The 17,632-nt window shown below is 60.8% G+C and carries 3 protein-coding genes; 2 read left to right on the plus strand and 1 reads right to left on the minus strand.

Features of this window, described 5'->3' with window-relative positions; translation table 11 throughout:
• Positions 1-13,610, minus strand: a 13,610-nt coding sequence (locus FS665_RS17170) for a retention module-containing protein (RefSeq protein WP_145190891.1), incomplete at its 3' end; no start/stop codon positions are given.
• A gap of 495 nt (positions 13,611-14,105) precedes the next feature.
• On the opposite strand from FS665_RS17170, the gene FS665_RS17175 reads away from it, so the two are divergent.
• Positions 14,106-16,262 carry a type I secretion system permease/ATPase gene (locus FS665_RS17175; RefSeq protein ID WP_145190894.1) on the plus strand — a complete coding sequence of 719 codons (2,157 nt, stop codon included), beginning with the start codon at positions 14,106-14,108 and terminating at the stop codon, positions 16,260-16,262.
• A complete protein-coding gene (locus FS665_RS17180; protein WP_145190897.1) occupies positions 16,252-17,628 on the plus strand; it encodes an HlyD family type I secretion periplasmic adaptor subunit in 1,377 nt (458 codons plus the stop codon). Before FS665_RS17175 ends, FS665_RS17180 begins: the two co-directional genes overlap by 11 nt.
• Positions 17,629-17,632: the final 4 nt, after the last annotated feature.

The following is a 17,632-nucleotide window of genomic DNA, read 5'->3' on the forward strand; positions in this document are numbered from 1 at the left end:
TGGCCTTGATAGACATCGTTGCTGACGGCACCCGTTGCCGTGCCGGAGCTCTGGCCAATCGGGATGGTGATGATTTGACCATTGGCCAGGGTCACTACAACCGGACTTCCAGTCGCCGGCGCCCCCACGCTGGCGGTGTAAACGATGGTGCCGCCCTCGGCCACGGATGGCGTAGCTGTGAGGGTAACCGTGGTCGTGTCAGTTACATCAGTTACAGCAGTGCTGGCAGGATCCGTGTTGGCAACGAGGTTTTCATAGTTACCGCCGCTGACAGCAGTGATGCTATTTGTGACTGCATCATGTCCTTGGTAGACATCGTTGCTGACGGCGCCGGTTGCGGTGCCAGAGCTTTGTCCGACGGGGATGGTGATAGATTGACCATTGGCCAAGGTCACTACAACCGGACTTCCAGTCACCGGCGCCCCGACGCTGGCGGTGTAAACGATGGTGCCGCCCTCGGCCACGGATGGCGTAGCTGTGAGGGTGACCGTGGTCGTGTCAGTTACATCAGTCACCGCAGTACTGACCGGATCCGTGTTGGCGACAAGATTCTCAAAGTTGCCGCCACTGACGCTGGTGATGCTGTTGGTGACCGATTCATGCCCTTGGTAGACATCGTTGCTGACGGCAGCCGTTGCAGTGCTGGAGCTTTGGCCAACCGGAATCGTGATGAGTTGGCCACTGGCCAAGGTCACCACGACCGGACTGCCAGTCACTGGCGCGCTGACGCTGGCGGTGTAGACGATGGTGCCGCCCTCGGCAACAGCTGGCGTAGCGGTCAGGGTGACCGTTGTCGTGTCTGTTACATCGGTAACGGCAGTGCTGACGGGATCCGTATTGGCGACAAGACTCTCAAAGTTACCGCCACTGACGGTGGTGATGCTGTTGGTGACCGATTCATGTCCCTGATAGACGTCGTTGCTGACGGCGCCGGTTGCAGTGCCGGAGCTCTGGCCAACCGGGATCGTGATGGTTTGGCCGTTGGCCAAGGCCACTACAACCGGAGCGCCAGTCACCGGCGCTCCGATGCTGGCGGTGTAGACGATGGTCCCGCCTTCAGCCACGAACGGTGTCGCGGTCAGCGTCACAGTCGATGTGTCGATGGTATCGGTGACGCTGGTCACTGCAGCAGTGCTGTTGATCGCGAGGTTTTCGAAATTGCCGCCGGTTGCGTTGGTAATACGGGCACTGACCTGACCTGCATCGATGTATGGATCATCGCCAGGCGCAGCGACGGTGATGCTGCCAGTGGTTTGGTTGGCATTGATGGTAATGGCCTGGCCATTGCTCAGAGTCACAGTGACCGGCGACTGAGCGGCGTTGGTCAGAGTAGCGGTATAGACGATCTGGCCACCCTCAGCGACGGTTTGCGTGGCCGACAGGGAAACCGTTGTCGTGTCCGTTACATCGCTAACGACGGTGCTGACGAGGTCGGTGTTGGCCACGAGGTTTTCGAAGTTTCCGCCACTAACGCTGGTGATGCTGTTAGTGACCGCCTCATGCCCCTGATAGACATCGTTGCTGACAGCAGCCGTTGCAGTGCCGGAGCTTTGGCCAGCCTGAATGGTGATGAGTTGACCATTGGCCAAGGTCACTACAACCGGACTTCCAGTCACTGGCGCCCCGACGCTGGCGGTGTAAACGATGGTGCCGCCCTCAGCCACAGATGGTGTGGCGGTCAGGGTCACCGTTGTCGTGTCCGTTACATCGCTAACGACGGTGCTGACGAGGTCGGTGTTAGCCACGAGGTTTTCGAAGTCACCGCCACTGACGTTGGTGATGCTGTTGGTAACTGCCGCGTGGCCCTGATAGACGTCGTTGCTCACGGCGCCGGTTGCAGTGCCGGAGCTCTGGCCAACCGGAATGGTGATGATTTGCCCATTAGCCAAGGCCACTACAACCGGAGCGCCAGTCACCGGCGCGCCGACGCTGGCTGTATAGACGATGGTCCCGCCCTCAGCTACCGATGGCGTGGCGGTTAGCGTCACAGTAGTGGTGTCAGTTACGTCAGTGACCGAGGTGCTGACCGGGTCAGTATTGGCGACCAAATTCTCAAAGTGACCGCCACTAACGCTGGTGATGCTGTTAGTGACCGCATCATGCCCCTGATAGACATCGTTACTGACGGCATCTGTTGCGGTGCCGGAGCTTTGGCCAACTGGAATCGTGATGGTTTGGCCATTGGCCAAAGTCACCACTACCGGACTGCCAGTCACCGGCACGCCGACGCTGGCGGTGTAAACGATGGTGCCGCCCTCAGCCACCGATGGCGTAGCGGTTAGCGTTACAGTGGTGGTGTCAATTACGTCAGTCACAGCAGTGCTGACAGGGTCCGTGTTGGCAACGAGGTTCTCGAAGTTACCGCCGCTGATAGCAGTGATGCTATTTGTGACCGCATCATGACCCTGATACACATCGTTGCCGACGGCACTGATTGCAGTCCCGGAGCTCTGGCCAACCGGGATGGTGATGGTTTGGCCATTGGCCAAGGTCACTACAACCGGACTTCCAGTCACTGGCGCCCCGACGCTGGCGGTATATCCGATGGTGCCGCCTTCAGCCACGGTTGGTGTGGCGGTCAGTATCACCGTCGTGGTGTCCTGAACATCGGTTACGACAGTACTGACAGTGTCGGTGTTAGCGACGAGATTTTCGTAGTCACCGCCGCTGACGCTGGTGATGCTGTTGGTGACCGATTCATGTCCTTGGTAGACATCGTTACTGACGGCACCCGTTGCCGTGCCGGAGCTTTGGCCAACCGGAATCGTGATGATTTGCCCGTTAGCCAAGGCCACTACAACCGGAGCGCCAGTCACCGGCGCGCCGACGCTGGCGGTGTAAACGATGGTGCCGCCTTCCAACACAGACGGCGTGGCGGTGAGGGTTACTGTCGTTGTATCCGTTACGTCTGTAACGGCAGTGCTGACGGGATCCGTGTCGGCAACGAGATTCTCGTAATTGCCGCCGCTGACGCTAGTGATGCTGTTGGTAACTGCCGCGTGGCCTTGATAGACATCGTTGCTGACGGCACCCGTTGCCGTGCCGGAGCTTTGACCAACCGGAATGGTGATGATTTGGCCATTGGCCAAGGTCACCACGACTGGACTACCCGTCACCGCTGCGCCGACGCTGGCGGTGTAAATGATGGTGCCGCCCTCGGCAACAGATGGCGTAGCGGTCAACGTCACGGTCGAGGTGTCGATGGTATCGGTGACGCTGGTTACCGCTGCTGTTCCGTTGATCGCCAGGTTTTCGAAGTTGCCGCCAGTAGCGTTGGTAATACGGGCACTGACCTGACCGGCGTCGATGTACGGATCATCGCCAGGCGCGACGACAGTAATGCTGCCTGTGGTCTGGTTCGCATCGATGGTAATCGTCTGGCCATTACTCAGCGTCACAGTGACGGGAGATTGAGCGACGTTGCTCAGGGTGGCGGTATAGACGATCTGCCCACCCTCAGCGACGCTTTGCGTAGCCGCGAGCGAAACCGTGGTGGTGTCCTGCACGTCAGTGACTGCGGTGCTCACCACGCCCTTATCGGCGACCAGGTTCTCGTAGTTGCCGCCTGACACATTAGTGATGCTGTTGGTAACTGCCGAGTGGCCTTGATAAACATCGTTGCTGACCGCGCCGGTAGCGGTGCCCGAGCTCTGTCCGACCGGGATGGTGATTGATTGGCCATTGGCCAAGGTCACCAGAACCGGACTACCAGTCACCGGCGCGCTGACGCTGGCGGTGTAGACGATGGTGCCGCCCTCGGCGACGGATGGCGTGGCGGTCAGGGTCACGGTGGTGGTGTCCGTTACATCGGTCACGGCTGTGCTGACGAGGTCAGTGTTGGCGACCAAACTTTCGAAGCTACCGCCACTGACGCTGGTGATGCTGTTGGTGACAGCATCATGGCCTTGATAGACATCGTTGCTCACGGCGCCGATTGCAGTACCTGAGCTTTGGCCAACCGGAATGGTGATGATTTGCCCATTGGCCAAGGACACCAGGACCGGACTGCCAGTCACGGGCACGCCGACGCTGGCGGTATAAACGATGGCCCCGCCTTCAGCCACGGATGGTGTGGCGATCAGGGTCACGATGGTGGTGTCCGTTACATCGGTCACGGCAGTGCTGACGAGGTCAGTATTGGCGACCAGGTCTTCGAAGTTTCCGCCGCTAACGCTGGTGATGCTGTTGGTGACCGCCTCATGGCCCTGATAGACATCGTTGCTGACGGCGCCCGTTGCCGTGCCGGAGCTTTGGCCAACCGGAATGGTGATGGTTTGGCCGTTGGCCAAGGTCACTACAACCGGGCTTCCAGTCACCGGCGCGCCGACGCTGGCGGTGTAGACGATGGTGTCGCCTTCGGCGACGGATGGCGTAGCGGTCAGGGTTACCCTAGTGGTGTCCGGAACATCTGTGACGGTAGTGCTGACGGTATCGGAATTGGCGACGAGGCTCTCGAAGCTGCCGCCACTGACGCTGGTGATGCTGTTAGTGACCGCCTCATGACCCTGATAGACATCATTGCTGACGGCGCCGGTTGCAGTGCCGGAGCTTTGGCCGACTGGAATGGTGATGGTTTGGCCGTTGGCCAAGGTCACAACAACCGGACTGCCAGTGACCGGAGCGTTGACGCTGGCGGTGTAGACGATGGTGCCGCCTTCGGAGATGGATGGCGTAGCGGTCAGGGTGACCGTTGTGGTGTCAATTACATCGGTAACGGCAGTGCTGACGGGATCCGTGATGGCGACAAGATTCTCAAAGTTACCGCCACTGACGCTGGTGATGCTGTTGGTGACCGCATCATGGCCCTGATAGACATCATTGCTGACGGCACCCGTTGCGGTGCCGGAGCTTTGGCCAACCGGGATCGTGATGGTCTGGCCGTTGGCCAAGGTCACTACAACCGGAGCGCCAGTCACCGGCGCTCCGATGCTGGCGGTGTAGACGATGGTCCCGCCTTCAGCCACGGACGGTGTCGCGGTCAGCGTCACAGTCGATGTGTCGATGGTATCGGTGACGTTGGTCACCGCAGCGGTGCTGTTAATCGCCAGGTTTTCGAAGTTGCCACCGGTTGCATTGGTGATACGCGCGCTGACCTGACCTGCGTCGATGTAAGGGTCATCGCCAGGCGCAGCGATGCTGACGCTGCCAGTCGTTTGATTGGCGCCGATGGTGATGCTCTGGCCATTGCTCAGGGTGACGGTAACGGGTGACTGAGCGGCATTGGACAGCGTGGCGGTGTAGACAATTTGGCCACCCTCAAGGACGGTTTGCGTAGCCGAGAGGGAAATCGTAGTGGTGTCTTGCACGTCAGTGACTGAGGTGCTTACCACGCCTTTATCGGCGACCAGGTTCTCGTAGTTGCCGCCTGACACATTAGTGATGCTGTTGGTAACTGCCGAGTGGCCTTGATAGACATCGTTGCTGACCGCGCCGGTAGCGGTGCCCGAGCTCTGTCCGACCGGGATGGTGATTGATTGGCCATTGGCCAAGGTCACCAGAACCGGACTACCAGTCACCGGAGCGCTGACGCTGGCGGTGTAAACGATGATGCCACCCTCAGCCACGGCTGGCGCAGCAGTAAGGGTCACCGTGGTCGTGTCAGTTACATCGGTTACAGCAGTACTGACAGGATCGGTATTGGCCACAAGGTTTTCGTAGTTTCCACCGCTGACGTTGGTGATGCTGTTCGTGACAACCTCATGACCTTGATATACATCGTTGCTCACGACACCTGTTGCGGTGCCTGAACTCTGGCCAACTGGAATCGTGATGGTTTGGCCACCAGACAAGGTGACAGTCACCGAACTTCCTGTCACCGGCGCCCCGACGCTAGCGGTGTAGACGATGGTGCCGCCTTCAGCCACGGATGGCGTAGCTGTGAGCGTGACCGTTGTAGTGTCCGTTACATCGGTCACGGCTGTGCTGACGATGTCGATGTTGGCGACCAGGCTTTCGAAGTTACCGCCACTGACACTGGTGATGCTGTTGGTGACCGCATCATGGCCCTGATAGACGTCGTTGCTGACGGCGGCGGTTGCTGTGCCAGCACTCTGACCAACAGCAATAGTGATGATTTGGCCCCCAGCAAGGGCAACGAGTACTGGGCTCCCGGTCACCGGCGCGCTAATGCTGGCGGTGTATACGATGGTGCCTCCCTCGGCGACCGAGGGTGTAGCGGTCAGCGTTACGGTCGATGTGTCGATGGTATCGGTGACGCTGGTTACCGCTGCCGTGCTGTCGATTGCCAGGTGTTCGAAGTTGCCGCCAGTAGCGTTGGTAATACTGGCACTGACCTGGCCTGCGTCGATGTACGGATCATCGCCAGGCGCTGCAACGCTTATGCTGCCTGCAGTCTGGTTGGCGCCGATGGTAATGATCTGGCCATTGCTCAGGGTAACGGTGACCGGCGACTGAGCGGCGTTGGACAGGGTGGCGGTGTAGACGATCTGCCCGCCCTCTGCGACGCTTTGCGTAGCCGCCAGCGAAACCGTGGTGGTGTCCTGTACGTCAGTGACAGTGGTGCTCACCACGCCCTTATCGGCGACCAGGTTCTCGTAGTTGCCGCCAGACACGTTGTTGATGCTATTGCTAACTGCCGCATGGCCTTGATAGACGTCGTTGCTGACAGCATCCGTTACCGTGCCGGAAGTCTGGCCAACCGGAATCGTGATGACTTGGCCATTGGCCAAGGTCACTACAACCGGGCTTCCAGTCACCGGCGCGCCGACGCTGGCGGTGTAAACGATGGTGCCGCCTTCGGCAACCGATGGCGTAGCAGTCAACGTCACGGTCGAGGTGTCGACGGTATCGGTGACGCTGGTTACCGCTGCTGTGCCGTTGACCGACAGGTTTTCAAAGTTGCCGCCAGTGGCATTGGTGATACGCGCACTGATCTGACCGGCATCGATGTACGGATCATCCCCAGGCGCAGCTATGGTGACGCTGCCGGTAGTCTGGTTCGCGCCGATGGTAATGGTCTGGCCATTGCTCAGGGTTACGCTGACCGGCGACTGAGCGACGTTGGTCAGGGTAGCGGTATATACGATCTGGCCACCCTCAGCGACCGTTTGCGTAGCCGACAGTGAGACTGTGGTTGTGTCCTGCACGTCGGTGACGACAGTGCTGACGGTATCGGTGTTGGCGACCAGGCTCTCAAAACTACCGCCACTGACACTCGTGATGCTGTTGGTGACCGCCTCATGGCCCTGATAGACATCGTTGCTGACAGCAGCCGTTGCAGTGCCGGAGCTTTGGCCAACCGCAATGGTGATGGTTTGACCATTGGCCAGCGTCACTACAACCGGGGCGCCTGTCACCGGCGCGCCGACGCTGGCGGTGTAGACGATGGTGTCGCCTTCAGCCACGGATGGTGTAGCAGTGAGGGTCACCGTTGTGGTGTCCGTTACATCGGTCACGGCTGTGCTGACGATGTCGGTGTTGGCGACCAGGCTTTCGAAGTTACCGCCACTGACACTGGTGATGCTGTTGGTGACCGCCTCATGGCCTTGATAAACATCGTTGCTCACGGCGCCAGTTGCGGTGCCTGTACTCTGGCCAATCGGGATCGTGATGATCTGGCCATTGGCCAAGGTCACCACGACCGGACTACCGGTTACCAGCGCACCGACAGTTGCGGTGTAGACAATGGTGCCGCCCTCAGCCACAGATGGTGTGGCGGTCAGTATCACCGTCGTGGTGTCCTGAACATCGGTTACGACAGTACTTACAGTGTCGGTGTTAGCGACGAGATTTTCGTAGTCACCGCCACTGACGCTAGTGATGCTGTTGGTGACCGCCTCATGCCCCTGATAGACATCGTTGCTGACGGCACCTGTTGCGGTGCCGGAGCTTTGGCCAACTGGAATCGTGATGGTTTGGCCGTTAGCCAATGCGACTACAACCGGAGCGCCAGTCACTGGAGCGCCGACGCTGGCGGTGTAGACGATGGTGCCGCCTTCCAACACAGACGGCGTGGCGGTGAGGGTTACTGTCGTGGTATCCGTTACGTCTGTAACGGCAGTACTGACGGGATCCGTGTCGGCAACGAGATTCTCGTAATTGCCGCCGCTGACGCTAGTGATGCTGTTGGTGACTGCCGCGTGGCCTTGATAGACATCGTTACTGACGGCACCCGTTGCCGTGCCGGAGCTTTGGCCAACTGGAATCGTGATGGTTTGGCCGCCGGCCAGCGTCACTACAACTGGAGCGCCATTCACCGGCGCGCCGACGCTTGCGGTATAAACGATGGTCCCGCCCTCGGCCACGGATGGTGTGGCGGTCAGGGTAACCGTGGTCGTGTCAGTTACATCAGTTACAGCAGTGCTGGCAGGATCCGTGTTGGCAACGAGGTTTTCGTAGTTACCGCCGCTGACAGCAGTGATGCTATTTGTGACTGCATCATGTCCTTGGTAGACATCGTTGCTGACGGCGACGGTTGCGGTGCCTGAACTCTGGCCAACTGGAATCGTGATGGTCTGGCCACCAGACAAGGTGACAGTCACTGAACTTCCTGTCACCGGCGCCCCGACGCTGGCGGTGTAGACGATGGTGCCGCCTTCAGCCACAGATGGTGTAGCGGTCAGGGTCACCGTTGTGGTGTCCGTTACATCGGTCACGGCTGTGCTGACGATGTCGGTGTTGGCGACCAGGCTTTCGAAGTTACCGCCACTGACGCTGGTGATGCTGTTGGTGACAGCATCATGGCCCTGATAGACATCGTTGCTGACGGCGCCGGTTGCAGTGCCGGAGCTTTGGCCAACCGGGATCGTGATGATCTGTCCGTTGGCCAACGTCACTACAACTGGGGCGCCAGTGACCGGAGCGCTGACGCTGGCGGTATACACAATGGTGCCGCCTTCAGCGACTGATGGCGTGGCCGTAAGCGTCACGGTCGAAGTGTCGATGGTGTCAGTGACGCTCGTTACCGCTGGCGTGTCGTTGATCTCCAGGGTTTCAAAGTTGCCGCCAGTGGCAGTGGTAATACGGGCGCTGATCTGACTAGCGTCTGTATACGGGTCATCGCCAGGCGCAGCGACGCTTATGCTGCCAGTCGTCTGATTGGCGCCGATGGTGATGGTCTGGCCATTGCTCAGGGTTACGATGACCGGCGACTGAGCGACGTTGGTCAGGGTGGCGGTGTAGACGATCTGGCCTCCCTCTGCGACCGTTTGCGTGGCCGATAGCGAAACCGTAGTGGGGTCTTGGACGTCAGTGACTGCGGTGCTGACGGGATCCGTGTTGGCGACAAGATTCTCGAAGTTACCGCCGCTGACACTGGTAATGCTGTTGATGACCGCTTCATGTCCTTGATAGACATCGTTGCTCACGGCGCCAGTTGCGGTGCCTGCACTTTGGCCAACCGGGATCGTGATGGTTTGGCCATTAGCCAAGCTCACCACGACCGGACTGCCAGTGACCGGAGCGCTGACGCTGGCGGTGTAGGTGATGGCACCGCCCTCGGCAACAGCCGGCGTAGCGGTCAGGGTGATCGTTGTCGTGTCCGTTACATCGGTAACGGCAGTGCCGACGGGGTCCGTGTTGGCGACAAGATTCTCAAAGTTACCGCCACTGACGCTGGTGATGCTGTTGGTGACCGTATCATGGCCTTGGTAGACATCGTTGCTGACAGCACCCGTTGCGGTGCCAGAGCTTTGTCCGACGGGGATGGTGATTGATTGACCATTGGCCAATGTCACCAGAACCGGACTGCCAGTCACCGGTGCGCCGATGCTGGCGGTGTAGACGATATTGCCGCCCTCGGCTACGGATGGCGTAGCAGTCAGTGTCACAGTGGTCGTGTCAGTCACATCATTCACAGCAGTGCTGACAGGATCCGTATTGGCAACGAGGCTCTCGAAGCTGCCGCCGCCAACGGCAGTAATGCTGTTTGTAACGGCATCATGTCCTTGGTACACGTCGTTGGAAACGGCTCCAGTCGCCGTACCTGAACTCTGTCCAACCGGAATTGTTATGGTTTGGCCATTAGCCAAGCTCACCACTACCGGACTCCCAGTCACCGGCGCGCCGACGCTGGCGGTGTAGACGATGGTGCCGCCTTCAGCCACGGATGGCGTGGCGGTCAGGGTCACGATGGTGGTGTCCGTTACGTCGGTCACAACTGTGCTGACGATGTTGGTGTCGGCGACCAGGCTTTCGAAATTACCGCCACTGACGCTGGTGATGCTGTTGGTGACCGCTTCATGGCCCTGATAGACATCATTGCTGACGGCGCCGGTTGCCGTGCCGGAGCTTTGGCCAACCGGAATGGTGATGGTTTGGCCGTCGGCCAAGGTCACTACAACCGAAGCGCCAGTCACCGGCGCTCCGATGCTGGCGGTGTAGACGATGGTGCCGCCCTCGGCCACGGACGGCGTGGCGCTCAGGGTTACCGTAGTGGTGTCCTGAACATCAGTGACGGTAGTGCTGACGGTATCGGAATTGGCGACGAGGTTCTCGAAGTTACCGCCACTGACGCTGGTGATGCTGTTAGTGACAGCATCATGGCCCTGATAGACGTCATTGCTGACGGCAGCGGTTGCAGTGCCTGAGCTCTGTCCGACCGGAATGGTGATGGTTTGACCATTGGCCAAGCTCACGACGACTGGACTGCCAGTCACCGGAGCGCCGACGCTGGCGGTGTAAACGATGGTACCGCCTTCAGCCACGGATGGCGTGGCGGTCAATGTCACAGTCGAAGTGTCGATGGTATCGGTGACGTTGGTCACCGCAGCGGTGCTGTTGATCGCCAGGTTTTCGAAATTTCCGCCGGTTGCGTTGGTGATACGCGCGCTGACCTGACCGGCACCAATGTACGGATCATCGCCAGGCGCAGCGACGGTGATGCTGCCTGTCGTCTGGTTCGCGCCGATGGTGATGCTCTGGCCATTGCTCAGCGTTACGGTAACGGGTGACTGAGCAGCGCTGGTCAGCGTGGCGGTGTAGACGATCTGCCCGCCCTCAGCGACGGTTTGCGTAGCCGACAGGGAAACCGTGGTGGTGTCTTGCACGTCAGTGACTGCGGTGCTTACCACGCCTTTGTCGGCGACCAGGTTCTCGTAGTTGCCGCCCGATACGCTGGTAATGCTGTTGCTGACCGCCTCATGCCCTTGATAGGCATCGTTGCTCACGGCATCCGTTGCCGTGCCGGAGCTTTGCCCGACAGGGATGGTGATTGTCTGACCATTAGCCAAGGTCACCACGACCGGTGCGCCAGTCACGGGAGCATTGACGCTGGCGGTGTAGACGATGGTGCCGCCTTCCGCCACCGAAGGGGTGGCGCTCAGGCTGACGGTAGCGGTATCGAGCACATCAGTAACGGTGGTACTCACGGGCGTGGTCACGGCGACCAGGCTCTCGTAACTGCCGCCGCTGACGGCACTGATACTGTTGATGACCGCAGCGTGTCCCTGGTAAGCGTCGTTACTGACCGCTGCGGTAGCGGTGCCGGCGCTTTGCCCCACGGCAATGGTGATGACCTGACCATTGGCCAAGGTCACCACGACAGGGCTGCCAGTCACCGCAGCGCTGACGCTTGCCGTATAAACCACCGTACCGCCTTCGACAACGCTGGGCGTGGCCGTCAAGCTGACCGTGGTGACGCTCTGAACGTCGGTGACAACAGTGCTGACCGGCGCGGTGTTGGCCACCAGGCTTTCGAAGTTGCCACCGCTTACGCCGAGGATGCTATTGGTCACAGGGGCATGGCCCTGATAGACATCGTCGCTGACCGCGTCGGTCACCGTAGCGACGCTTTGCCCAACCGCAATCGTGATCTGCTGGCCGTTTGCCAGGGCCACGACGACCGGGCTACCCGTCACCGGTGCATTGACGCTGGCGGTGTAGACGATGCTGCCGCCCTCGACGACTGCAGGCGTGGCGCTGAGCGTGACCGTGGTGGTGTCGAGGGTATCGGTGATGGTGGTCAGTGCAGGCGCGCTGCTGATCGCCAGGTTCTCGAAGCTGCCTCCGCTGGCAGTGGTGATGCGCGCGCTGACCAACCCTTCGCCGCTGTAGGGGTCATTGTCCGGAGCCGGCACGCTGACGCTGCCAGAGGTCTGGTTGGCTGCGATGGTGATGACCTGGCCATTGCTCAGGGTCACGTTCACAGCCGTCTGCGCCGGGTTGCTGAGCGTCGCGGTATAGACAATCTGGCCGCCCTCGGCCACGCGCGGGGTGGCGCTCAGCGAGACGATCGTGGTGTCTAGGACTTCGCTGATCTGGGTGCTGACCGGGGTCGGGTCGGCGGTCAGGTTCTCGAAGCTGCCCCCGCTGACCGCGCTGATGCTGGTGCTGATCTGCCCTGGCCCCTGATAGGCGTCGTTGGCCACCGGCACGCTGACCGTGCCAACGCTCTGGCCCACGGGCACGGTGATGACCTGTCCATTCGCGAGGGTGATCAGCACCGGTGAGCCGGTAGCGGGCGCCGAGAGGCTGGCGGTATAGACGATGCTGCCGCCTTCGCTCACCGACGGTGTCGCCGTCAGGGTCACTGTGCTGCTGTCGAGCGTGTCGTTGATCACGGTCAGGGCCGGCGCCGGGTCGGCTACCAGCAGCTCGAAGTTGCCGCCGGTTACCGATGTGATGCTGGCACTGACCGTAGTGGCGCTTTGGTACGCATCGTTCGCCACCTGCAAGGCCACACTGGCGCTGCTTTGACCCGCAGCGATGGTGACGACCTGCCCGTTGGACAGGCCGACGACCACGGCTGTCTGTGCCGCATGGCTGAGGGTTACGGTGTAGACGATCGCTCCACCCTCGGCTACGGCGGGGCTGGCGCTAAGCGTGGCGGTGGTGGTGTCGAGCGTATCGACCACGCGGGTAGTGGCCGGGATAGCGTCGATGCTCACGCCGATGCCGCCGCCGCGGGCTTCGGTGATGGTGACCGACAGTACACGGTCGTCGATGTAAACCGTGTCGTTTGCCGGCACGGCAACCTTCACCGAACCACTGGTCTGGCCTGGAGCGATGGTGATTACCGCGCCATTGGACAACGTCACGGTCAACGCGCTGAGCGGCGCCTGGCCGACGCTGGCCACATAGGTGATGAGGCCGCCGCCTTCGCTGATCGAGGGTGTGGCGCTCAACGTCACGGCCGTGCCTGTACTCACCGCCTCGGTTGCAGTGGGGGCAAGACCGGCGAATTGTTCCAGGCGCAGGCCTTCGCTGAAATTCAGCGGCCCGGTTGGGTAGCCGACGGTCGGGTCGACGCGGCCCGCCGTTTCCTCGAGCATGACGAAGCTATGCCCACCGCCCAGCGCGCCGCCGCCGTTGGCGCTGGTCGGGCCAGCGGCCGTGGCCTCCAGCGCAGTGGTCGGGTCGGCACCCGCCTGGATCGCCTGCTGCAGCTGCTCGACCGACGGTGCGGCTTGCGCCGTGGCCAGGGCCATATCGGTGCCTCGGTCGGGCAGGCCTGCGCTCCACTGGCTGTCACGGCCAAGGTCCAGGTAACGGCCATCGGCCAACTGCAAGGTAACGGCGCCGCCCACGCCGGTGAGTACCTGCTCGCCTGCATACAAGCGATCACCCTCGATAAGTACACGGCGAATGCCTTCTGGGGATACCGCGATAACCTGGCCAACAATGCTTTTGACGATGGCAACAACCGTGCTCATGGGGCTCTCCAGATAACTCTACCGGTACATGTCGAGGGTGCGCGTGCCTAATATTTCAGGGGCGTTCACTCGGCAGGCGTCAAACTTACGTTGATCCAGATCGCGAACCATTAAAAGCGCCGCTATATTGACTCGCAGTAAGCTGGTGCAGAAAACTGCCAAACTAAGTCATACCGTTTAAATGGAAAAAACCAATACTTACTTTCGTATTAGTTGCATGGTGACGCGAGTTGCAGGCTTGTTCTGTCACGGCGCAGAGGCCCGGAATACCTGGGCTTGAGCAGTAAAGCGCACCCCGCTTGGATTTTTTTTGCGAAGTTTTGCACTTGCGCCCGCTGTATCTGAGGTTAGTCTTTAGTTATAGCGCTCTGGCTGCATTACACCATTCACGACATGCACACGAACCTTTGCGCGCTGCCACCGTCTGCTGCAAACAACACCGGGCCAATGTTGATGGGGGTTATGCCCCAACTACTGCAAGGAAGAGAGTGCCACGTGGAATCCGAAGTCCGTCGAGTTCAACTCAGTCATGACCCGCGCAGCCAGCACGACGATCCCTTGCTGGATTGCCTGCTGACCCTCTGTGTCCTGCATCAACGGCCTGCCAGCCGAGTCATGCTGACCACCGGATTGCCCTTGCCTGCGCAGCGCCTGAGCCCCGAATTGCTACCCCGTGCCGCCGCTCGTGCCGGCCTGCAAGGGCGTCTCTTGCAACGCAAGCTGGAGCAGATTCCGACCATCGCCATGCCGGCCATCCTGCTGCTCAAAGAAGGTCGCGCGGCAGTGCTGTTGGGCTGGGAGAATCCCGAAACGGCGCGCCTGCTGCTGAGCGAAAGCGACGGCGGCGAAGTACTGGTGACCCGCGAGGCGCTCATCAGCGACTACAGCGGCCGCGTCTTCTTCGCACAGCCCCAGCACAAGTACGACGTCAACCACGGTAACCTCATCCCACGCTCGCGCTCCTGGTTCCGCGACACCCTGCTGCGCAGCAAATGGCTGTACATCGATGCCATTGCAGCCAGCCTGGTCATCAACCTGATAGCCCTGGCCGCGCCGTTGTTCGTCATGAACGTCTACGACCGCGTGGTCCCCAACCAGGCGACCTCGACCCTCTGGGTGCTGGCAGTGGGCATTACCGGTGCCTACCTCTTCGACCTGATTCTCAAAGGCCTGCGCAGCCTGTGCCTGGACCTGGCCGGGAAGAAGGCCGACCTTATCATCTCGGCCACTTTGTTCGAGCGCATCGTCGGCATGGCCATGAAGTACCGCCCGGCGCGGGTAGGCAGTTACGCGCAGAACATCCATGAATTCCAGGGGCTGCGCGATTTTCTCGCCTCGCTGACGCTCACCAGCCTGATCGACTTGCCTTTTACGCTGATCATTCTCATGGTCATCGCCATCATTGGCGGGCACCTGGTATGGATTCCCATCCTGGCCTTCCCCTTGGCGCTGGGCATCGGCTATGCCTTGCAAAAGCCCTTGATGTCGACCATGGAAAGAACCATGGCGCTGGCCGCCGAACGCCAGTCCAGCCTGATCGAGACCCTTGCCGGTCTGGATGCAGTCAAGGTCAACAATGCCGAGAGCGAGCGCCAGTACCGCTGGGAACAAACCCTCGGCACCCTCAGCCGCCTTGAGCTGCGGGTCAAAGTGCTGTCGGGTCTGGCCATGAACATCACCTTGCTGATCCAGCAGCTCGCGGGCGTGGCGATGATCTGCGTAGGTGTCTACCTGATCATCGATGGCAGTTTGAGCATGGGGGGCCTGGTCGCCTGCTACATGCTCAGCGGCCGCGCGCTCGGCCCGCTTGGCCAGCTCAACGGCCTGCTCGCGCGTTACCAGCAGGCCAAGGTAACCATGACAGCCACTGACCAGATGATGGAGCTGCCGCAGGAGCGCAACTTCGAGGAGCGCCCGCTGAGCCGCCAGGTGCTGCAAGGCGCGATCGAATTTCGCGGAGTCGATTTCACCTATCCCAACCAGCAGAACCAGGCCCTGAAGAACATCAGCCTGAGCATCCGCCCGGGTGAAAAGGTCGGCATCATCGGCCGCAGCGGCTCGGGCAAGAGCTCCCTGGCCAAGCTGTTGGTGGGCCTGTACGAGGCGGACAACGGCTCGCTGCTGGTCGACGGCGTGGACATTCGGCAGATCGACGTCAGCGAACTGCGCCACAACATCGGCTACGTGCCACAGGACATCCAGTTGCTGGCCGGCACCTTGCGCGACAACCTGGTCAGCGGCGCCCGCTACATCGAGGATGAAATGATCCTGCAAGCTGCCGAGCTCTCCGGTGTGCACGAATTCGCCCGCTTGCACCCGGACGGTTACGAACTGCAGGTCGGCGAGCGTGGGCAGAACCTGTCGGGCGGTCAGCGCCAGAACGTCGCGCTGGGTCGGGCGTTGTTGCTCAACCCGCAGATCCTGCTGCTCGACGAACCCACGGCAGCGATGGACAACACCGGCGAGGAGCGCCTCAAGCAGCGCCTGCAGGCGGTGATCGAGAGCAAGACCGTGTTGCTGGTTACCCACCGTGCCTCGCTGCTGTCGCTGGTGGACCGCTTGATCGTCATCGACCGCGGCCAAGTGGTGGCCGATGGGCCGAAAGCCTCTGTCATGGATGCGCTGAAGAAGGGGCAGATAAGTGTTGCATAAGCTCGATATCGGTCATTTCAAGGATCAGCTGCGCCGCTATTTCAAGGGTTCGGAATCCCTGCATGGCCAGCCGCTGCCCGAGGTCAACAAGGCGCTGATCGAAGACGCGCCACGGGTCGTGCGCTTGACCATCTGGGGCGTCATCGCGTTCTTCGTGTTCCTGATCGTCTGGGCCAGCTTTGCGCCCATCGATGAGGTGACGCGCGGCGAGGGCAAGGCCATCCCGTCGTCCAAGGTGCAGAAGGTGCAGAACCTCGAAGGTGGCATCGTCGCCGAGATATTCGCCAAGGAAGGCGAGGTGGTAGAAGTCGGCGAACCGCTGCTGCGCCTGGACGAAACCCGTTTCGCCTCCAACAAGGGTGAAACCGAGGCCGACCGCGTGGCCATGGCTTTGCGCGTCGAACGTTTGAGCGCTGAGGTCGAGGGCACGCCACTGCAGATCGAAGACAACCTGCGCCAGGCCGCGCCCAACCAAGCTGCCAATGAAGAGTCGCTGTATCAGAGCCGCCGCCAGCAGCTGCAAGACGAGCTCGGTGGCTTGCAGCAGCAGCTGGTGCAAAAGCAGCAGGAGCTGCGCGAGTTCACCTCCAAGCGCGCCCAGTACGCCAACAGCTTGCAGCTGTTGCGCCAGGAGATCGGCATGTCCGAGCCGCTGGTGGCCAGGGGTGCCGTGTCCCAGGTCGAGATCCTGCGGTTGCGCCGATCGGAGGTCGAGCTGCGCGGCGAGCTGGATGCGACCGCCTTGGCCATTCCCCGCGCCGAGGCTGCCATCAAGGAGGTCGAAAGCAAGATCGAGGAGACCCGCGGCAAGTTCCGCAGCGATGCGCTGACCCAACTCAACGAGGCGCGTACCGAGCTGAGCAAGGCCACCGCCACCAGCAAGGCCCTGGACGATCGGGTCAACCGTACCCTGGTCACCTCGCCGGTGCGCGGTATCGTCAAGCAGCTGCTGGTCAACACCATTGGTGGGGTGATCCAGCCTGGCAGCGACATCATTGAAATCGTCCCGCTGGACGACAGCCTGGTGATCGAGGCCAAGATCCTGCCCAAGGACATCGCCTTCCTGCACCCTGGCCAGGAGGCCATGGTCAAGTTCACCGCCTACGACTACACCATTTACGGTGGCCTGGAAGCCAAGCTCGAGCAGATCGGTGCCGATACCATCACCGACGAAGACAAGAAGACCACGTACTATCCGATCCGCCTGCGCACCGACAAGAGCCACCTGGGCAGCGACGACAAGCCGCTGCTGATCATTCCCGGGATGGTCGCTACGGTGGATATCAAGACCGGCAAGAAGACCATCATGAGCTACCTGCTCAAGCCGATCATCAAGGCCCAGGACGAGGCACTGCGCGAGCGCTGAGAAC

This window comes from Pseudomonas sp. URMO17WK12:I11 (genome assembly GCF_007677725.1).
GTDB lineage: Bacteria > Pseudomonadota > Gammaproteobacteria > Pseudomonadales > Pseudomonadaceae > Aquipseudomonas.